Source organism: Bradyrhizobium iriomotense, assembly GCF_018129405.1.
GTDB lineage: Bacteria > Pseudomonadota > Alphaproteobacteria > Rhizobiales > Xanthobacteraceae > Bradyrhizobium > Bradyrhizobium iriomotense_B.
The window spans coordinates 220,650-240,249 of the sequence record NZ_JAFCLP010000009.1; the positions used below are offsets into that span (position 1 = coordinate 220,650).

Consider the following 19,600-nt stretch of genomic DNA (forward strand, 5'->3'; position numbering starts at 1 on the left):
CCAGTGTCAGGCCGTGCGGCCGAGCTGCGCGTGGCGGGCATAATGATGCGCGCTGCCGCCGAACAGCGTGTCGAAGGCGACCAGCCGCTTGAAATAGGCGCCGACCTCGAGCTCCTCGGTGACGCCCATGCCGCCGTGAAGCTGGATCGACTGCTCGCCGACGAAGCGCGCGCATTTGCCGATCTTCGCCTTCGCACCCGACGCGGCGCGCGCCCGTTCGACCGGCGCGACGTCCACCTTCAACGCAGCCCGCAGCGCCATCGAACGCGCCTCGTCGACCTGCATCGCCATGTCGGCGAGGCGGTGGCGGATCACCTGGTTGGCCGAGAGCGGCCGGCCGAACTGTTTTCGGATCTTGGTGTATTCGAGCGTGGTGTCCAGCAGCGTCTGCATGATGCCGACGGCTTCCGCCCCTAACGCCGCCATGGCGCGGTCGACGGCCCATTCGATCGCGGGCAGCGCATCGTGGCCGTCGCCGAGCAGGGCGTCTTCAGGCAGATGCACGTCCGATAGTTCGATGTTGCAGGCGTGCCCGCCGCCGAGTCGAGGATAGTCGCTGATGATAAGGCTAGGTGCCGTCGCCGGGACCAGGAACAGACCGATCCGCCCCGACGGGCCGTGATGATCATGGAGATGCGCGGAGACGATGATCTCATCGGCGGCGTGCCCGTCGAGCACGGCAATCTTGTTCCCGGCAAGGCGCCAGCCTTGCGCCGTCTTGTTGGCGACAGTCGCGACCTTGGCGAGATCGAACCGCGCAGCGCGCTCGGAATGCGCAAAGGCGAGCTTCAACGATCCATCCGCGATCTTCGGCAGGCTCGCCTGCTTCTGCGCTGGGCGGCCGCATCTGTCGATCAGCGCCGCGCCCAGCACCACCGTTGCCACATAAGGCTCGGACACCAGCCCACGCCCGAAGGCTTCCATCAAGATGCCGATCTCGACCGCGCCGCCGCCAAGCCCGCCGAACTCTTCCGCGACCGGCAACGCCAGCCAGCCGAGCTCGGCGAACTGCTTCCAAACTGCCGGGCTGTATCCGAGCGGATCGTTCGCCATCTTGCGGCGGTGATCGGCATCGTAGCTTTCGGCCACGAAGCGTTCCGCGCTCTCGCGCAGCAGCCGCTGCTCGTCACTGAGGTTCAGGTCCATCGCATCTACTCCGCGGCCGCCGGCGGCTTGCGCACGGAGGGATGCAAGCCGGATGGATCGACGATCATGCCGAACTCCTGGAGATTATGGGCGTGACAGAGCTGATGCAGCGCAAAGGCCTGGTCGATCGCGGCGGGCTGGCCCATCACGTCGACCGAGCGATTCACCGCTTCCTTGGTCAGCTTCAACGCGAAGGACGGTTTTGCTGCGATCCGGCGCGCCAGCTCCAGCACGCGTGCCGACAGCTCCGTGCGCGGCACGACCTGGTTGACCATGCCGAGCTGGTGCGCCTCCTCGGCGCTCCAGCTGTCGGCGGTGAACAAAAATTCCTTGGCCTTGCGCGGCCCGAGCTCCCAGGGATGCACGAACCATTCGACGCCGCAGACGCCCATGGTGACGACGGGATCGCAGAACTGCGCATCGTCGCTGGCGACGATGAGGTCGCAGGCCCAGGCCAGCATCAAGCCGCCCGCGATGCACTTGCCGTGCACTTCGGCAATCATCGGCTTGGCGAGATTGCGCCAGCGCCGCGTGATCTGGAGATAGATTTCCTGCTCGCGCGCGAAGCGGCCATGGGCATTGGGCTCGGCAAAACCGCCCCAATTTCCGATCGGCGGGAAATCCGTGCCCGCGGTGTTCTTGCCGCCAGGACGCAGATCGTGGCCCGACGAGAAGTGCGGGCCGCTGCCGGCGAGAATGATGACCTTGACCGCATCGTCCTGCACCGCCGCATCGAAGGCGGCGTTGAGGTCGTAGGTCATCTGCAGGTTCTGCGCGTTGCGCGCCTCGGGCCGGTTCATCACGACCCGGGTGATCGCCGGCTCCGGCCGCTCCACGAGGATGGTCTCGAACGAGGACATGGCGTTCCCCCTGGCGTTTCCATTTCGTCTTATTGTTTCGTCGAGTTGACTATGTCGGCCGGTGATAGGCAAGAGGCTTGCGTCAGTCGGCTGCTTTTCGCGTCTCCAAGAGGTCTGGCGTCTCGCGCGCTCAATCTGGTAGTTTGCGCCAGATTCCACCGGGAGAAATTTAATGCGCAAGATCCTGACCGTGCTGGCGGCGCTGGCTTCGCTGAGTCTGACCAATTGCGGCTACAACGCGATCCAGAGCGAAGACGAGCAGATCAAGGCCAACTGGTCCGAGGTCGTGAACCAGTATCAGCGCCGCGCCGATCTCGTGCCCAATCTCGTCAACTCGGTGAAGGGCTTTGCACAGCAGGAGAAGGACGTGCTGCTCGGGGTCACCAACGCCCGCGCCAAGGTCGGCAGCATCCAGGCGACGCCTGAGGTGCTGAACGACCCCGCCGCGTTCCAGAAATTCCAGGCCGCGCAGGGCGAGCTCTCCAGCGCGTTGTCGCGCCTCCTCGTCGTCACCGAGAACTATCCGCAGCTCAAGTCCGATGCGCTGTTCAAGGATCTGATGTCGCAGCTCGAGGGCACCGAGAACCGCATCACGGTGGCGCGCAACCGCTACATCAAGGCGGTGCAGGATTATAACGTCACCATCCGTTCATTCCCGAGCAATCTCACCGCGATGGCGTTCGGCTACAAGGAAAAGCCGAACTTCTCGGTCGAGAACGAGAAGGAGATATCGACCGCGCCGAAGGTGGATTTCAACCCGGCTCCCGCGCCGTCGAAGTAAGCGCGTTCGACTCTCATGCGCGCCACACCCTCCGCCGTCATTCCCCGCGAAGGCGGGGAATCCAGTACGCCGCGGCTCCTCTGTAGTCCGCCGGCGTCTCTGGAATACTCGATCGCCCGGTCGAGCCGGGCGATGACAGCGGGGTTGTGGCGAACGATCGTCGTATTCGCGCTGCTGCTTGGCTGGTTGTTCCCCGCCTCCGCCGACGTCGCCGTCCCGCAGCTCACCGGTCGCGTGGTCGACCAGACCGGCACGCTCTCGAGCGGTGACATTGCGGCGCTGTCGCAAAAGCTGCGCGACTTCGAGACGCGCAAGGGCAGCCAGATCGCCGTGCTGATCGTGCCGACCACGCAGCCGGAGACGATCGAGCAGTATTCGATCCGTGTCGCCGAGGCCTGGAAGATCGGGCGCAAAAAGATCGATGACGGTGCAATCCTCATCGTCGCCAAGAACGACCGGCATCTGCGCATCGAGGTCGGCTACGGCCTCGAAGGCGCGCTCACCGACGTCACCTCGCGGCGCATCATCGACGAGATCATCACGCCGAAATTTCGCAGCGGCGATTTTGCCGGCGGCATCACCGATGGGGTCGAGCGCATGATACGGGTGATCGACGGCGAGCCATTGCCGGTTCCTTCTCCCACCGTGAACTTCGGCAGCCTGGACGACCTCGCGCCCCTCTTCATCGTGACACTGTTCGCCTCCATCGGGGTGGGCGGGTTCTTCCGTGCCATGCTGGGGCGGTTGCTCGGATCGTTCGTGACCGGCGGCATCATCGCGGCGCTGACCTGGTTCATCCTCGGGTCTTTCGCACTGGCCCTCGCGCTGGGTAGCCTCGGCTTCATCATCGGATTTGTCGCTGATCTGTTTTCGGCGATCACGCCGGGAACGAGCCGCTCGCGCGGCGGTTCCTGGTCGAGCGGCTCCTCGTCCGGCGGCTGGAGCAGCGGATCATCGTCAAGCGACAGCGGCAGTTTCAGCGGCGGCGGCGGCAGTTTTGGCGGCGGCGGCGCCTCGGGGAGCTGGTAGCGGTCATGAGCATCAAGCGCATTGCCAGACATCTCGTGCAGCACCACTGGTGGGCAAGGCAGATCTTTCCGCAAGCCGCGCTCGACCGCATCGAGCAGGCGATCAGGCAGGGTGAGAGCACCCATTCCGGCCAGGTCCGCTTCGTGGTCGAAGGCGCGCTCGACGGCCGCCCCCTGTTCCGCAACCAGCCGGCGCGCGAGCGCGCGCTCGATTTGTTCTCGCACTTGCGCATCTGGGACACCGCGCACAACAACGGCGTCCTGATCTATCTGCTGCTCGCCGACCGCGATGTCGAAATCATCGCCGACCGCGGCATCGACGCGAAGGTCGGCGCGGCGGGCTGGGAAACCATCTGCCGCGCGATGGAAGCCGAGTTCAGGTCCGGCCAGTTCGAGCGCGGGGTGATTGCCGGCATCGCGGCGGTGTCGCGCGAGCTGGCAAGGCACTTCCCGCCGGGCGGCCCGCACGCGAACGAGCTGCCGGATGCGCCGGTGGTGATGTGAACTCGCTGTCGTCCTTGCGAAGGCCAGGACCCATACCGCGAGGTCTCTCGATCGGGCGCGTGGGAGTACCGAACGGCTGGCCTTCGCCAAATTCTCCCTCGGAGTATGGGTCCCGGCCTTCGCCGGGACGACGTTGTGGAAGCAGCGCACGACTCTCTCACCGTCACCCGGCCGCTTCTTCAGCGGCCCTTGAAGGCGACAGCCCGGCCGTTGCGCGGCCGTTCATCTTCCCCCGATTACAAACTGTTTCACGCCCGCCACACCGGTTCCACTTTCCCGGCCCAATTCGGCCCCGGATGAGTTCCTAAAATTTCGGTAAGCGGGTCCGCAGGTAAGGATTTCGCAAGCAATGAAAGTTACCAAAAGGTCAATCCAGACTGGAGTATTTGAGCCGTGAGCGAACCAATGGCTGAGCAGGCTGCCCAGGATTCCGGTGCTGTCGACGCCGCAGTGCCGCAGGCCGTCGAGGCTGCTGCCGGTATCGACGCCCCCTCGATCGCCCCCGACCACGAAGCGCCGCCCAAGCCTGATCCGGTGAAGGCGGACGCCCCGAAGATTGAGCCGCCGCGGATCGAGGTGCCGAAGTTCGAAGCCAAGGTTGAGCCGAAGGCCGAGACCAAGCCCGAGCCGAAGCTCGGCAAGCTCATCGTTATGCCGCCTGCCGACCGCGCCTGGGAGCGCGAGGAATTCGCTCCGCATGTGAAGGCGGACGAGCCGCGCGAGACCGCCAGCAAACGCCGCCTCTCGGCGATGGCCGCGGTGGTGGCGATTGCGGCGAGCGTCGGCGCGATCAGCGGCGCGCTGGCAACGGCTGGTATGATGCATTTCGCCGCCCCGGCCCAGGCGCCGGCGCAGGTCGTCGACACCAGCGCGCTGGATGCGTCCGTCGCCCGGATCGACGCCGATCTCGTCGCGCTCAAGGCCAATGTCGAGCACTCCTCCAAGACCGGCCTCAGCCAGTTCAACCGGGCCAATGATCGTCTCGACAAGCTCGAGAAGGCGCAGGCCGAGCCGATGGCCAAGCTCGCAAAGCTGTCCGAGACCGTCGACAAGCTCCGTGCCACGCCGCCTGCCGCTCCCGCGCAGGCCGCCGCCGCGGCGCCCAAGGAGACCACCGGCTCGATCGCGCCGGCCCAGGTTGCGACCGCTGCCGCTGCACCGGCTCCCGTACCCTCCGCGCCCAAGACCGAGGTCGGCCGTCTGCCGACGCTCGAGGGCTGGAGGCTGCGCGACGTCGCCAATGGCGGTGCGCTGATCGAGGGCCGCGACGGCCTCTATGAGGTCTATGCCGGCGATCCCATCCCCGGCGTCGGCCGCGTCGACGCGATCCGCCGCCAGGACGGCCGCTGGGTGGTCGTCACCAGCAAGGGCCTGATCGTCGCGCGCTGAGCGTTCGATATTCGACTTTCGAAGAGGCGCTTCACCAGCATGTGAAGCGCCTTTTTGCTTGAATAGGTCCGCCCGCGCGGTGTTACTGAAGGCATGAGCCGCGCGTTGCGAATTCTCGTTGCTGTCGCCGTGTTGTTCGGCGGCGCCATGTCGCTTTTCGCGGCTGAGAACGCACAGCTGACGCGCGGAACCGCGATCACTGATCCCGCTCTCCTGCGCACGCTCGACGAGCACGATGAGCTGACGATCTCGCGGCTGTTATGGCCGGAGCGCAACGCGAACTTTCCGCTGACGACCGATCTGCTGTTCTCCCGGCTGCCGCAGCTCAAGGAAATTCCGCCCGCGATCGACGCGGAGTTCGAGCGCTACATCGCCCAGCAGAAAGCGGCCTATCCGACCGAGACCATCGGCGTTGGCGAAGGTCTTGACGTGCAGCTGTTCGATCGCGCGGTGCTCAAATCCGCCAACACGCGTTTCGTGCTGGCCGGCATCGTGAACCGCATGGATCGCGCCTATGTGTCGGAGGATTCCTGCGGCGAGATCCGCTTGATCTACCGGCTGACGCGTTTCGATGCCGGGCCGGACGGGGCCAAAACGGCGACGCGTCTGCCGATGACGTTCAATCTGGTGATGAAGGCCCGCGACCCGCGCCAGACGGATGGGAATGGCAAGCCGGTCAGCTGCGCCGAGGTCGCGCGGCGCTGGCTCGACAATGGCGACTGGCGGGAGCTGATCGGCGGCGTCTATCCTCACGATGCGATGCTCGACCGCATCGAGACCAACATCCAGATCTCGATCGCACCGAAATCGGCGCTGCACGATTTCCGCTCGGACTACCTGCTGAAAGTGTTCAAGTACAACGCCGCCACCAGGGCGTTCGAGGAATCGACGCTGGAGAACCAGATCGACCGCGACCGGATCCTTGCGGACAATGATCTCCGGCGCGATTTTAGGGAGTGGCTGCTCGCCCCCGACCATCTTCGCGAGTTCGATCGCGGCACGGTGCTGATCCCCGAGAGATTTTTGGCCAGGGCCGCGGTGGTGCCGACGCCGGCGGGTCTCGATGCGTCTGCGCTGCAGCCGGAGTTCGGCATGATGCAAGGGGAAGGAAAAGGGGAGGGCAAGGACGATCCCGTCTTCACCGACAGCGATGTGGTCGGTGCATTGAAGCGGGCTGCCGCGCGCGGGGATTTGCAGAACGTCCGTTCCGTCGCGGGCTTCCAGCGCCGTCTCAACGACGTCACCTGCTCCGGCTGCCACCAGACCCGCGGCATCGGCGGCTTCCATTTCCCGGGCGTCGACTGGCTCGCCGACAAGCCGTCCAATTCCACCATCGTGCCGGCCTCGCCGCATTTCTTCGGCGACCAGGTGCGCCGCCGTGACATCCTGATCGCGTTCGCCGCGGGGAAAAGCCCCGATTTCTCACGCGGATTTGCCAGCCGGCCGCAGACCCGGGGCAGCGCCGAGCTGGCCGGCACGGAATATCAGGACGGCTGGGGCGCGCACTGTTCCCTGCAAAACGCGGGATCGGGAAGGCGGGATGAGAGTTTTACGTCATGGAGCTGTGCTACAGGCTTGACCTGTCAGGCTGCCGTGGCCTCGCGCCGCATCGGCATGTGCTTCATCAAGACGCGCTAGCCATAATAGCGATGTGGATGACCCATGACGGACACGAGCGAAGCCAACAAGATGCGCAATCGCGAGATCGCGCGCAATGAGGAAGCCAAGCAGATCACCGGCAGCGCCCGCGTCAGCATCTGGGCGGTCGCGATGGTCGTCATCATCGGCGGAATCTTGTTCACGCTCGGCTGGCTGGCGCTGAGGTAGCCGCGCTTCTCTTCGCCTCTCCCCGCTTGCGGGGAGAGGCCGACACGCGAAGCGTGGCGGGTGAGGGGGACTCTCCGCGAGTGCAATTCTCACCGTGATTGCGGAAGCAGCCCCTCACCCCAACCCTCTCCCCGTAAGAACGGGGAGAGGGAGGAAGAGAAAGCGCCCCTCACTTCGCGTAATTCGTCATCCGCTTGCCGGGCAGCAGCTCATACGCCGGCTTCCAGCCGGGCAGCGCGGCCATGCGGCCGAGCCAGGCGTGGATCGCAGGATGGCTCTGCGTGAAATCGAAGCCGTGCTCGTCGCTCGGATAGTGCAGATAGGCCATCATCGAGATGTCTGCGACCGTCGGCTTTGCTCCGATCGCGAAGGCGTTGTGCTGGAGATGTCCGTCGAGAATGCCGAGGAAGTCGTCGAGCCGCCGGCGAAAATGCTTCAGCACCTGCGGATCGTTCTTCTCGGTGAAGGCGCGCATGAAGCGATAGGTCGCCATGTAGCCGGTGAGCTTGTGGTTGTCCCAGAACAGCCAGCGCAGCAGCTCGAACTTTTCCTCCTCGGTCTCGGCGCCGAAGCGGCCGTATTGCTCGGCGAGCTTCAAGAGGAGCGGCGCAGTCTGCGTCATCTTCACTCCGTCCACTTCGAGCACGGGAATCTCGCCCATCTCGTTGACGGCCTTGCGCCATTCCGCGGTGCGCGTGACACCGCCGCCAAAGTCGGTCCATACCGGCTCGAACGTCTCGCCGCAAAGCGTCAGCATCAGAGCGAGTTTGTAGCTGTTGCCGGATTCGGGGAAGTAGTGCAGGCGGTAGAGGGGCATGGGACCTCGCGACATTGGTGTTCTGTCGATTGTTATAACGAGATGGTCCTACGTCGTCATTGCGAGCGCAGCGAAGCAATCCAGCAATGCATCCGCGCGTGCGAGCTATCTCCCCATCGTCGTCCCGGACAAGCGCAGCGAAGCGGAGCGCAGATCCGGGACCCATAACCACAGGAAGGCGTTTGGCGAAGACTCGGAGTGACCAGTCGCGCGCGACAACCCACTCCCTGTGGTTATGGGTCCCGGGTTCGCGCTATGCGCGCCCCGGGACGACGGCGGAGTTTGAGGCTCCGCCTTACCCCACCGCCCCCGAACCCCGCAGTTGCTTGATCGCAGCCTCGTCATATCCCGCCCCACGTAAAATCTCGTCACTGTGCTCGCCCACCGCGGGCGGCTTGCGCGGCTGGACCTTTTTGGCGCCGTCGATCCAGATCGGGCTGTTGATGGTGAGCATGGTGTCGTTCTCGAACGGCACCAGCACCTCGTTGTCGAGCATCTGCTTGTCGTTCGGGATGTCGTCCAAAATGGCGACGACGCCGAACACGAGGCCATTGCCGTCGAGGATTTTTCGCCATTCGGAGAGATCCCTGGTGGCGAAGGTCTCGTCCAAAATCTTGATCAGCTCGACCGAGCGGGCGTGGCGGTCGGCCTTGGTGGCGAAGCGGGGATCGGCGATCAGGTCTTCGCGCCCGAGGCATTTGGCCAGCGTCGGAAACTGCTTCTCCTCGTTCAGCAATGTCAGGATCAGCCAGCGGCCGTCCTTGCACTGGTAGTGGTTGGCAACCGCGTTCAGCGCGCGCTCGCGCGGCCGCCGCTCGCCGAATTTGGCGCCGCAGAGCTTTGCCTGCGCCAGCACGCTCGCCGCCCACACCCCGTTCGCCATCAAATTGGAGGCGACATGCGAGCCCTTGCCGGTCTTCTCGCGCTGATAGAGCGCAGTGACGATCGCGCTGTACAGCGCCATGGCGCAGGGGTGGTCGCCCATGCCGGCGACCGAGCGCGCCGGCGTGGTGTCGATGTCGGCGCGGACGAGGTCCATCAGGCCGGAGCGTGCCCAATAGGCGTTGCTGTCGAAGCCGGGCTTGTTGGCCTCGTCGCCCTTCTCGCCATAGCCGGTGAAGGAGGCGTAGATCAGCCGGTCGTTGAGATGGGCGAGATGGTCATAGGTGATGCCGAGCTTGGTGCGCACCGGCGGCGGCATGTTGGTGATAAAGACGTCGGCCTCCTCCACCAGCTTGTAGAGCACGGCCTGCGCCTCCGGCTTTGCGAGGTCGAGCGCGATACTCTTCTTGTTGCGGGCCTCGAGCAGCCAGGCAAAATTGTGCTCGCCGGTCGGATAGCCCGGCAAATTGGGCAGATTGCGGTAGGGATCGCCCATGCCCGGCGGCTCGATCTTGATGACGTCGGCGCCGAAATCCGACAGCACGGTCGCGGCCGCGGGCGCTGCGATGAAGCTCGCGCAGTCCAGAACCTTCAGCCCCGCAAAAATGCCCTTGTCCATCGCGGCGTTGCTCCCTCGCTCTTGTTGTTTCCCGCGCGCTGGAATTGGCGCGGGCCAAGTCATGGCAGCATTAGACCGATGTTTTACCGGGATGCAACGGCGCCAGGCGCAGGGCCTCACTCCTCCCCCGCAAGCAAGGCCGCATTGCCGCCCGCTGCCGCGGTGTTGATGGTCACCGTCTGCTCGGTCGCAAAGCGCGCGAGGTAGTGCGGGCCGCCGGCCTTGGGGCCGGTTCCGGACAGGCCGTTGCCGCCGAACGGCTGCACGCCGACGACGGCGCCGATCATGTTGCGGTTGACATAGATATTGCCGACTTGGACGCGCTCGATGATGGCTTCGATGGTGTCGTCGATGCGGGAATGGACGCCGAGCGTGAGGCCGTAGCCGGTGCGCTCGATCGCCTGAAGCACGCGTTCGAGGTTCTCGGCGCGATAGCGCACCACATGCAGGATCGGGCCGAACACCTCCTCAGTGAGCTGACTGACGTCCCTGAGCTCGAAAATGTGCGGGGCGACGAAGCAGCCCTCCGGCGCGGAGCCTGCGAAGTGCACCCGCGCCTCGGTCTTCATCCGCGCGATATGCGCATCGAGGCGCTGCTTGGCCTCGACGTCGATCACCGGGCCGACATGGGTTGCGACATCCGCGGGATCGCCGATCTTCAATTCGCGCGCCGCGCCCGCGATCATCTCGATCATGCGGTCGGCGACGTCCTCCTGCACGAACAGCAGGCGCAGCGCCGAGCAGCGCTGGCCGGCGGAGCGGAACGCGGAGGTCACGACATCATCGGCGACCTGCTCGGGCAGCGCGGTGGCATCCGCGATCATGGCGTTGATGCCGCCGGTCTCCGCGATCAGCGGCACGATCGGCCCGTCCTTGGCGGCGAGCGTCCGGTTGATGCTACGTGCGACCTCGGTCGAGCCGGTGAAGACGACGCCGGCGATATCGGGATGCGCAGTCAGTGCGGCGCCGATGCGGCCATCGCCGGTGACGAGATGCAGCGCGCTCCTGGGGATGCCGGCCTCGTGCAGCAGGGCGATCGCCTCGCGCGCGATGCGCGGGGTCTGCTCGGCGGGTTTTGCCACCACGCTGTTGCCGGCCATCAGCGCCGCCGTGACCTGACCGAGGAAGATCGCCAGCGGAAAATTCCACGGCGAGATCGCGACGAACACGCCGCGGCCGCGCAGGCCAAGCGCGTTGCTCTCGCCGGTCGGGCCCGGCATGGCGGCATCAACGCCGAACAGCTTGCGGCCCTGCGCGGCATAATAGCGGCAGAAGTCGGCGGCCTCGCGCAGCTCCGACAGCGCGTCGTCGAGGGTCTTGCCGCCTTCGGCCTGCAGCAGCGCGATGAAATGAGCGCCGCGACTCTCCAGAAGGTGCGCGGCCTGCTCCAGCGCGGTCGCGCGCGTGCCCGCGGGCGTCCGGCTCCAGGCGGCAAAGCCGGCGCGGCTTGCTGCGACTGCCGCGCTGGCCTGCTCCGGCGTTGCGTCAGTGACGGGCTCGAGATCAATCGCCCCAGCCTTGACCTCCTTCAGCAACTGATCGAGCGCGGCACGCGCGCCGAACTCGACGCCGCGCGAGTTGCGCCGCTCCGGCGCGAACAGGTCGCCCGGCAACGGAATTTTGGGATGCGCGGCCGCTTGCGGCCGGACGATGGCATCTGCCGGACGCTGCAACAGCGCCGGCACCGGCACGCGGTAATCGGCGGCCTGCGCCACGAAGGACGAGTTCGCGCCATTCTCCAGCAGTCGCCGCACCAGATAGGCGAGCAGATCGCGATGGCTGCCGACCGGCGCATAGGTGCGGTAGGCGATGTCGGGGTGGTCCTTGGCAAGCTGCTCGTAGAGCGCTTCGCCCATCCCGTGCAGGCGCTGGAATTCGAAGCCGCCGCTGCCCCCGGCCATCTCCAGCACGGTCGCGACCGTCAGTGCGTTGTGGGTGGCGAATTGCGGGAAGATGCGCGGCCGCAAGGCCAGCAGCTTCGTCGCGCAGGCGACGTAGTTCAGATCCGTCATCGCCTTGCGGGTAAACACGGGATAGCCGTCGAGCCCGCGCTCCTGCGCGCGCTTGATCTCGGTGTCCCAATAGGCGCCCTTGACCAGCCGCACCATCAGCTTGCGGTCATGCGCGCGGGCCAGCGCATCGACATAGTCGATCACCGCGCTCGCGCGCTTCTGATAGGCCTGGATCGCGAGGCCGAAGCCGTCCCAGCCCTTGAGCGAGGCATCGGCGAGCGTTGCCGCGATCACGTCGAGCGACAGCTCCAGCCGGTCGGCCTCCTCGGCATCGACCGTGAAGTTCAAATCATGCGCCTTGGCGCGCTGCGCGAGGTCCAGCAATAGCGGCACCAATTCGGCCATCACGCGGTCGCGGCTGGTCGCCTCGAAGCGCGGATGCAGCGCCGAGAGTTTTACGGAGATGCCGGGCCGGTCGGGCAGGGGATGGTTGCCGGCCGCCTTGCCGATGGTTTCGATCGCACTGGCATAGGCGTCGAAATAGCGCTTGGCGTCCGCCGCCGTGCGCGCGCCTTCCCCGAGCATGTCGAAGGAGTAGCGCGGCTTCTGGCCCGAGCGCGGCCGGCCGCGCTCCAGTGCCTGCTCGATGGTCTCGCCGAGTACGAAGTGATTACCCATCAGCCGCATCGCCTGGCGCGTGGCGGTGCGCACCGCCGGCGCGCCGAGTCGCTTCACCAGCCGGCCGATGGTGCCATCGGGCGTCTCGCCGGGCTGGATCACCCGCGCCGACAGGCCGAGCGCCCAGGCCGAGGCGTTGACCAGGAAGGCCGTGGACTTGGTTTCGTGATGGATGAAGTCGCCCTCGCCGAGCTTGTCCTCGATGAACTGGTCGGCGGTGCGTGCATCAGGCACGCGCAGCAGCGCCTCGGCCAGCACCATCAGCGCGAGGCCCTCCTTGGTCGACAGCGCGAACTCCCGCAGCATGTCCTCGACGCCGCCGAGCCGGTCGTCGCGCTTGCGGATCGCCTCGATCAGCCGCGTCGCGGTGCGGTCGATCCGCGCCTCCTGCGGCGGGGCCAGGTGCGCGGCCGGCAGGAGGCGGGCGGCGATCTCGGTATCGTCGGGGGCGTAGGGAGCGGTGAAGGGCGGCGGGATGTTCGGCATGGCGTGTCCTGTGGCTGAAACTCAGGATAAAGCCCGTATGACCGCAGTTCGATAGACAAATTAGCTAGTTTGCCTTATAAAATGAGGGCTAGAAGCAAATTTGCCTTACAAGATATGGAACTCGATCGAATCGACCGGAAAATCCTCTCGATTTTGCAGGAAGACGGGCGAATCGCCAACGTCGAGCTCGCCGAGCGCATCGGCCTGTCGCCGACCTCGATCGGCGAGCGGCTGAAGCGCCTGCAGCGCGAGGGCTTTGTCGAAGGCTATGGCGCGCGGCTCAATCCGCACCGGCTCGGCCTCGGACTCCTGGTGTTCGTCGAGGTGCTGCTCGACAAGACCACGCCGGACAATTTCGAGCGCTTTGCGCGCGCGGTGAAACTCGCCCCTGAGGTCCTGGAGTGTCACATGGTTGCCGGCGGCTTCGACTATCTGGTGAAGGCGCGGCTTGCGGACATGACGGCGTATCGACGCTTCCTCGGCGAGACCCTGCTGTCGATGCCGGGCGTGCGCGAGACGCGGACCTATGCAGTGATGGAGGAGATCAAGCGCGACGCACCGTTGCCGGTGGGTTAGCGAAGTGCCGTCGCGATTGTCGTTGCCGTGGCGTTGAATGATCGGTCTACGCGGGAAAAATAGCTATCCTTGCGCAATCGCAACGCCTGTCGTCGAATGCACTGACCGTCTTCTAAATTTTTTTGGCCTCGCTCCCGGAGGAGGTCCGGGAGGCAGCGAAACGCTGGCGGGCTTATACTTTGAGGTTCTCTGCGGACGTCTTGCCCCGGTTTGCGATCTCTTCGTATTCAACCGTCTGGCCCTCGTTCAGGGTCGACAGACCGGCCTTCTGCACTGCCGAGATATGCACGAACACATCTTTGCCCCCCGACGCAGGCTGGATAAATCCATAACCCTTCGTCGGGTTGAACCACTTGACCGTACCTTTAGCCATCACGACTTCTCCGCGGGTCTTCCTCCAAGATCTCGAACCGCCAGTCCCCGCCAACCGGCCGGTTCGGTCCTAACAGGATACGCGGATTGTGGCGGGCTTGGTAGCTCAAACCACATCAGCTTTTCGCCGAATTCCGCTCAACTTCGCGGCGTTTTTGCCGGTTTTGCCCGTTTCGCGGTCAATCGGCCGGTGCGCCGCGCGCTAGCAGTCAATAGGTCGCGGCCAGATAATCGACGATCTTGCCGACATCGGCGTCGTCGATCGGCGCGCCATAGACCTGGATCATCTTGGTCACCTCGGCCTGCCAGAAGGCCTTCTTGTCCTTCATCGGCGGCTGGGTGTTGATGTAGTCGGACGAGTGGCAGGCGGTGCAATTGCCCTGCACCACCTCGAGATTGGGCCCGGGCTTGAACGCGGCGACCTCGTCGGGGGTCTTGTAGTTGACCGGCGCTGCGAGCGCCGAGCCCACGGCGGCGGCGAGGGCGAGCGAGACGGCGAGGAGAACGGTGCGCTGCATGATCATTCTCCCCTTCAGGCCACGCTGACGCGGACGGTTTCGACGACGTTGCGCAAATAACCCGCCGGGTTCCAGCGCGGCGTATCCGGTTGGGTCTCGCCGCCATTGCCGGTGGCGCGGACCTTGAGCTCGACGGTGCCGGCCGCGAGCTTCACCGGCAGCTTCCATTCGCGGAACGCGTATTTGCCGAGATCCTTGCCGAGCTTCGCGCTCGTCCAGGTCTTGCCGCCGTCGGTGGAGACCTGGACCTCCTTGATGCCCTTGCCGCCGTCGAAGGCGATGCCGCGCAGGGTCACAGCTCCCGCCTTCAGCTTGGCGCCATCATGGATGCTGGTGATGAAGGAGCGGATGGTGAAGCGGTTGATCGGGATCGTCGCCTTCGGCGTGGTGCCCGGCTCGATGGCGTTGTTCGGCGTATCGGGAATGCGATAGGCCGACTTCATCCAGAAGCCGTCATAGACGCTGTCGATGACGGTGATCTCGTTGAGGTGCTTGACCCAGTAGGTGCCGTAATAGCCGGGCACGACCAGGCGCAGCGGAAAACCGTTGAGGAACGGCAGGTCCTCGCCGTTCATGCCATAGGCCAGCATCACCTCGCCGTCGGTGGCGTGATCGAGATCGAGCGCCTTGATGAAGTCGGGCGTCTTGTCGCTGACCGGTCCGTCCATTCCGTTGAACGTGACCTGCCTCGCGCCGCTCTGCACGCCCGCCATCTCCAGCACGGTCTTCAGCGGCACGCCGCGCCAGCGTGCGCAGCCCATCGCGCCGTTGGCGAGCTGGCCGCCGGCGACGCGCGGCTCGAAGAAGCCGCGGCTGTTGCCGGAGCACTGGTTGACGGCGACGATCTCGGTCGCCTTCATCTTCCTGATGTCTCTCAGCGAAAGTCTCAGCGGTTTGTCGACCTTGCCCTTGACCTCCAGCGTGAACTTGTCGGGATCGAGATTGTAGGGCAGGTCGGAGAGGTGATAGCGCACGAAGAAGGCGTTGTTCGGCGTGAGCGGGCCGTCGTTGAACACCGCGAACGGCGTCTCGAGCTGCGGCGGCCGGCTGGTGAGCCCGATCATCGCCCGCTTCTGCGGATATTTCACCAGCGGCCGTTCGCCATTGGCGAAGGGCAGGGTGACGGTGTCGAGGGCCAGCGCCTTGGTGGAATTCAATGTGGCCGCCATGGCGGCAAGCCCCGCTCCTTTGAGCAGGTCGCGTCGATCGAACATGGGGTCTCCTCCCGGAGCTTTTTCGTTGGATCGCGGTCATCACCGCGATCACGCGCTCATCTGTCGCAACGATTGAGACGAAGTCAATTCGTGCTTTCGGAGCAAGTCCATGCCGCTGCGTTGCAGCAAGCCGGTGTTACGCCGCTACGCGCGCGCCGCGATCGACCAGCGCCGCCAGCTCCCTCGCGTCGGCAACCACGCGCACCGCCATCGGTTCGTCGCGGCCGCGGATCGCGACCTCCTGCTGCGGCAGCGCGTCGTCGGCAAGTCCGGCGGTGCGGCGCACTTCCTCCGAGACGATCGCCTCGCAGGCGAGCGTCTTGGTCATGTCCTGGAGGCGGGCGGCGACGTTGACGGCGTCGCCCAGGGCCGTGAAGACGATGTGATCGCGATAGCCGATGTCGCCGATGATGACCTCGCCACCGTGAATGCCGATGCCGAAGCGGATCGGCTGGCGGAGATCGTGGCTGAGGAGCCGGTTCAACTCGTCGATATTTGCGGCGAGGCTGCTAGCGGCCTTCAGCGCCTGCCGGCAGGCCTCTTGAGGATCGGCCGTGAGCCCGAACAGCGCCAGCATGCCGTCGCCGACGAACTGGTTGGGCTGGCCGCCGTTCGCGATCACGGCCTGCGAGACCGCGCCGAGGAAGCGGTTGACGATGAAGACGGTGTCGAACGGCAGCCGCTTCTCGGCGAGCTGCGTCGAGCCGCGCATGTCGACGAACAGGCTGACGAGATAGCGCTCCTGGCCGATGCGCGCCGGCGTCGTGGCGTGTCCGTCCGCCGCATGCGTGTGGGGCGTGAAGAGCTGGAAGAAGGAGAGGTCGGAGTCCGGACGCAGCTGGCACGCAAGCCGGATCGACGGATCGGCGGTGCCGACGCGGGCCAGCACGAAGGCCTCGCGCTGCGACGGCTGGGGCAAGGCGCCATGGTCGCCGATGATGCGGATGCGGCAGGTCGAGCAGCGGGCGCGACCGCCGCAGACGCTGGCATGCGGCACGTTGTGGCGCAGGCTCGCCTCCAGCACGGAGAGGCCCTTTGGCACGCGCACCGTCTTGCCGTTGCCGTAGGACAGCGCGATCATGCCGCCGCGCCGTTCGCGCCAGGCCCGCACGCCTCGCGCCGCCAGCGCCAGTCCCAGCAACCCGAAATATCCGGCGGTGAGCCCGCCGGTGATACGGTCGAGCGTATTGGCTTCGGCGACCGAACCGAGCTGGCGACGTGTGAGGTTGTGCGTGCGCCATTCGCCGTCGTCGGCGTCGAGCTGGACGCTGCGGCCGCCCTGGTAGATTCCGAGCAGCGACAGCGTCGGGATCAGCACGGCGGCCGCGAGCAGATACGGCGCCGCACGCGTGAAGAACGGCTTCAGCCGAAGCCAGAAATAGATGCCGATGCAGCCGTGCACCCAGGCGATCAGGAGCAGGATCGTCATCTGCCAGAGCCGGCCGGGCGCGCCGATGAAGAACAGGTGGAGCTCCTGCGGGTAGAGCTTCTGGTGTCCGTACAGCGTCTGGCCCAGCCGAACGCCGATCACATGCGCCATGACGAGGGCGGGGATGCTCAGTCCCAGCACGAGCTGCAGCGGCTCGATCGTCTTCCAGCGGAACTGCCGGCGCTGATACAGCGCGTAGATGCCGAGCCCCATATGGGTCAGCGCGGCCGTGTAGAACACGATCGCGACAGGCAGGAACTGCCAGAACAGCATGTGGTAGTGGACCCCGGCCTCCATGGCATCGACCGAGATGTTGCCGAGTGCATGGTTGAGGAAATGGCTGACCACGTAAGAGAACAGGATGATTCCGCAGATCAGCCGCACCTGCCGCACGCTGGTCGCGCGGACGAGTTCGGGCATGTGGATGGGAGCGGTGGCCATGATTCGGTTGTATCAGTTCATCAAGGAGAACAGCCAGCCTAGCGTTTAATTCCGCCCGCGGACAGGTTGGCCGATCACATGCGCGGCAAGGTTACGAAATCGTAGGGTAAGCAAAGGCGCGCTCTTGCGGTCACCCACCGCTGTCGTCCCGGACAAGCGCGCCCCAAGCGCGCGCAGATCCGGGACCCATAACCACAGGGAGTAGTTGTGGCGCGGGATGGCAACTCCGAGTCCTCGCCAAACCCCTCCCTGTGGTTATGGGTCCCGGGTCGCGCTTCGCTTGCCCGGGACGACGGGCCCTGCATTGACTCCCCCTCCCAAGTCGGGGAAAAGCGCGGCCGTGACGATCGCTCCCGACATCTCTGCGAAGCCAGACGGCGCCGAACGCCGGCTCATCCTTGTTGCCGTGCTGATCATCGCGGCGATGACCGTGCTCCGCATCGTCTATGCCTCCGCGATCGAGCTGCGCACGGATGAGGCCTATTACTGGAGCTGGTCGAAGGAGGCGGCGCTCAGCTTCCTCGATCATCCCCCCGGCATCGCCTGGCTGATCCGTTTCGGAACCGCGATCTTCGGCGACACTCCGCTCGGGGTGCGCTTCGGCGGCATCGTCGCGATGCTGGTGACGCAGCTGCTGCTCGCCGACATCGTCCGCCGCCTCACGCATGACGCACGTGCGGTCGTGGTCGTCATGCTCATGATGGAGGCTGCGCTCTACTACGGCCTGCTGATGGCCAAGGTCGCACCCGATGTCGCCATGATCCCGTTAGCGGTGGCGATGATATGGTCCCTGGTGCGGCTCGCGCAGAGTGGCGACGGCCGCTGGTGGCTGGTGGCCGGCCTGTTCGCCGGGCTGGCGATGCTGTCGAAATTCACCGTGATCTTGTTCGCGCCGGCGGTGGCCGCTTTTCTGCTGGTGCCGGACTGGCGCTGGCGCTGGTTGCGCAGCCCTTACCCATATCTCGCCGTACTGATCGCGCTCGCGGTGTTCTCGCCGGTGCTGATCTGGAACGTGCAGCATGACTGGGCTTCGATCCGCTTCCAGGGCGTGCGCGCCACCACCAATTACGGCATCTCGCTGCGGACGGTCGGCGACTACATCGGCTTGCAATTCGGCCTCGTTGGCTTCGTCATGTTGCCGGTGGTGCTGTCGGCCCTGGTGATGACCGCGTGGCGCGGCTATCGCACGCGCGAGCCGGTTGCGATCCTGCTGTCGACCGCAGTGCTGGTGCCGTTTCTCTATTTCCTGGTGAAATCGCTGACGCTGCGGGTCGGCGACACCTGGCCGATGTTCATGTGGCCGGTGGGTTTTGCGGCTGCGGCCGTGAACCTCGTCATGCTGTCGCGTGAGAAATGGTCGGCGCGGATGATCCGGTCGAGCCTGTTCTGGGCGAAGACGGCGATCGTCTCGGGCATCGCCTTCGTCGTCATCGTGTTCCTCTATTACGTCGCTGCGCCCTGGAATCTGCTCGGCAAGATCGATCCGATCGGCGCCGAGGCCGGCTACGAGCAGGTCGCGGCGCGCGCGCAGGCTGCCCTCGACGAAACAGGCGCGACCTGGATCGCGACCACGGACTACCGCACCTACGCCATGATGCGGTGGCTGTTCCGGAGCCGCGTGCCCGTCATCGAGATCAACGAGCGCGGCCGCTTCCAGGATTTTCGCGATCCCGGCATGGATAAGATCAAGGGACACGCCGGCATCTATGTCGGCCGCGAGCCGGACAACCGTTCGTCGCTGTGGGAGAATATCCCGGCGAAGCGCGAGCAGCTCGGCCAGGTCGAACGCCGCTGGCGCGGGGTCCTGACGGACACCTATGTGATCGAAAAGCTCTCGGGCTGGACCCCGGAGCTGTCGCCGCCGAAGGACTCGCCGCTGTTCCAGTGGCGCGTGCTGGCGGGGGAATTCGAGCGGCGTGTCCTAACCTAGCGAGGCTCGCTTCTTCCTTCTCCCCTTGCGGGAGAAGGTGGCGCGAAGCGCCGGATGAGGGGTATCTATCCACGCGGGAAAAACCGCGTGTGCGGAGAAATACCCCTCACCCGTCTCGCCGCTATTGCGGCGAGCCACCCTCTCCCGCAAG

Annotated in this window: 17 protein-coding genes; 8 read left to right on the plus strand and 9 right to left on the minus strand. The window is 65.5% G+C overall.

Going from position 1 to position 19,600, the window contains the following annotated elements; translation table 11 throughout:
• Positions 1–6: 6 nt before the first annotated feature.
• The gene (locus JQ592_RS20705; protein WP_211404637.1) at positions 7–1,146 is read right to left on the minus strand and encodes an acyl-CoA dehydrogenase family protein; all 1,140 of its coding nucleotides are present in this window, start codon (positions 1,144–1,146) and stop codon (positions 7–9) included.
• 5 nt (positions 1,147–1,151) lie between these two features.
• A complete protein-coding gene (locus JQ592_RS20710) occupies positions 1,152–2,006 on the minus strand; it encodes an enoyl-CoA hydratase (protein WP_211404638.1) in 855 nt (284 codons plus the stop codon).
• Positions 2,007–2,178: 172 nt separating this feature from the next.
• On the opposite strand from JQ592_RS20710, the gene JQ592_RS20715 reads away from it, so the two are divergent.
• The 6 genes from JQ592_RS20715 (at position 2,179) to JQ592_RS20740 (ending at position 7,535) form a co-directional block, all read left to right on the plus strand.
• A complete protein-coding gene (locus JQ592_RS20715; RefSeq protein WP_211404639.1) occupies positions 2,179–2,787 on the plus strand; it encodes a LemA family protein in 609 nt (202 codons plus the stop codon).
• 132 nt (positions 2,788–2,919) lie between these two features.
• Entirely contained in the window at positions 2,920–3,816 is an 897-nt protein-coding gene (locus JQ592_RS20720) for a TPM domain-containing protein (protein ID WP_211404640.1), read from the plus strand.
• A 5-nt stretch (positions 3,817–3,821) separates the two neighbouring features.
• Entirely contained in the window at positions 3,822–4,319 is a 498-nt protein-coding gene (locus tag JQ592_RS20725) for a TPM domain-containing protein (RefSeq protein WP_211404641.1), read from the plus strand.
• A 405-nt stretch (positions 4,320–4,724) separates the two neighbouring features.
• On the plus strand, positions 4,725–5,708 hold the full coding sequence (locus JQ592_RS20730; protein WP_211404642.1) for a hypothetical protein: 984 nt from the start codon (positions 4,725–4,727) through the stop codon (positions 5,706–5,708).
• 93 nt (positions 5,709–5,801) lie between these two features.
• Positions 5,802–7,346 (plus strand): hypothetical protein, encoded by a 1,545-nt coding sequence (locus tag JQ592_RS20735; protein ID WP_211404643.1) that lies wholly within the window; start codon positions 5,802–5,804, stop codon positions 7,344–7,346.
• Between the two features lie 24 nt (positions 7,347–7,370).
• Positions 7,371–7,535: a hypothetical protein gene (locus JQ592_RS20740; protein ID WP_211404644.1), complete on the plus strand. Its 165-nt coding sequence runs from the start codon at positions 7,371–7,373 to the stop codon at positions 7,533–7,535.
• A 169-nt stretch (positions 7,536–7,704) separates the two neighbouring features.
• Here JQ592_RS20740 and JQ592_RS20745 read toward each other — a convergent pair whose 3' ends face one another.
• The 3 genes from JQ592_RS20745 to putA form a co-directional block, all read right to left on the minus strand.
• A complete protein-coding gene (locus JQ592_RS20745; protein ID WP_211404645.1) occupies positions 7,705–8,352 on the minus strand; it encodes a glutathione S-transferase family protein in 648 nt (215 codons plus the stop codon).
• A gap of 295 nt (positions 8,353–8,647) precedes the next feature.
• Complete coding sequence (locus JQ592_RS20750; protein WP_211404646.1) at positions 8,648–9,853, minus strand: CaiB/BaiF CoA transferase family protein; 1,206 nt, start codon at positions 9,851–9,853, stop codon at positions 8,648–8,650.
• Positions 9,854–9,969: 116 nt separating this feature from the next.
• Positions 9,970–12,969 (minus strand): bifunctional proline dehydrogenase/L-glutamate gamma-semialdehyde dehydrogenase PutA, encoded by a 3,000-nt coding sequence (gene putA, locus JQ592_RS20755; protein WP_211404647.1) that lies wholly within the window; start codon positions 12,967–12,969, stop codon positions 9,970–9,972.
• A gap of 114 nt (positions 12,970–13,083) precedes the next feature.
• Here putA and JQ592_RS20760 point away from each other — a divergent pair, with 114 nt between their 5' ends.
• On the plus strand, positions 13,084–13,545 hold the full coding sequence (locus tag JQ592_RS20760; RefSeq protein WP_018643717.1) for an Lrp/AsnC ligand binding domain-containing protein: 462 nt from the start codon (positions 13,084–13,086) through the stop codon (positions 13,543–13,545).
• A 172-nt stretch (positions 13,546–13,717) separates the two neighbouring features.
• Here JQ592_RS20760 and JQ592_RS20765 read toward each other — a convergent pair whose 3' ends face one another.
• The 4 genes from JQ592_RS20765 to JQ592_RS20780 form a co-directional block, all read right to left on the minus strand.
• Entirely contained in the window at positions 13,718–13,918 is a 201-nt protein-coding gene (locus JQ592_RS20765; protein ID WP_008563500.1) for a cold-shock protein, read from the minus strand.
• Between the two features lie 208 nt (positions 13,919–14,126).
• Positions 14,127–14,435 carry a cytochrome c gene (locus JQ592_RS20770; protein WP_211404648.1) on the minus strand — a complete coding sequence of 103 codons (309 nt, stop codon included), beginning with the start codon at positions 14,433–14,435 and terminating at the stop codon, positions 14,127–14,129.
• Between the two features lie 14 nt (positions 14,436–14,449).
• Positions 14,450–15,649 (minus strand): molybdopterin-dependent oxidoreductase, encoded by a 1,200-nt coding sequence (locus JQ592_RS20775; RefSeq protein WP_211404649.1) that lies wholly within the window; start codon positions 15,647–15,649, stop codon positions 14,450–14,452.
• A gap of 136 nt (positions 15,650–15,785) precedes the next feature.
• The gene (locus tag JQ592_RS20780) at positions 15,786–17,519 is read right to left on the minus strand and encodes an adenylate/guanylate cyclase domain-containing protein (RefSeq protein ID WP_211404650.1); all 1,734 of its coding nucleotides are present in this window, start codon (positions 17,517–17,519) and stop codon (positions 15,786–15,788) included.
• A gap of 424 nt (positions 17,520–17,943) precedes the next feature.
• Here JQ592_RS20780 and JQ592_RS20785 point away from each other — a divergent pair, with 424 nt between their 5' ends.
• Complete coding sequence (locus JQ592_RS20785; protein ID WP_211404671.1) at positions 17,944–19,449, plus strand: glycosyltransferase family 39 protein; 1,506 nt, start codon at positions 17,944–17,946, stop codon at positions 19,447–19,449.
• The last annotated feature ends 151 nt before the right edge of the window (positions 19,450–19,600 follow it).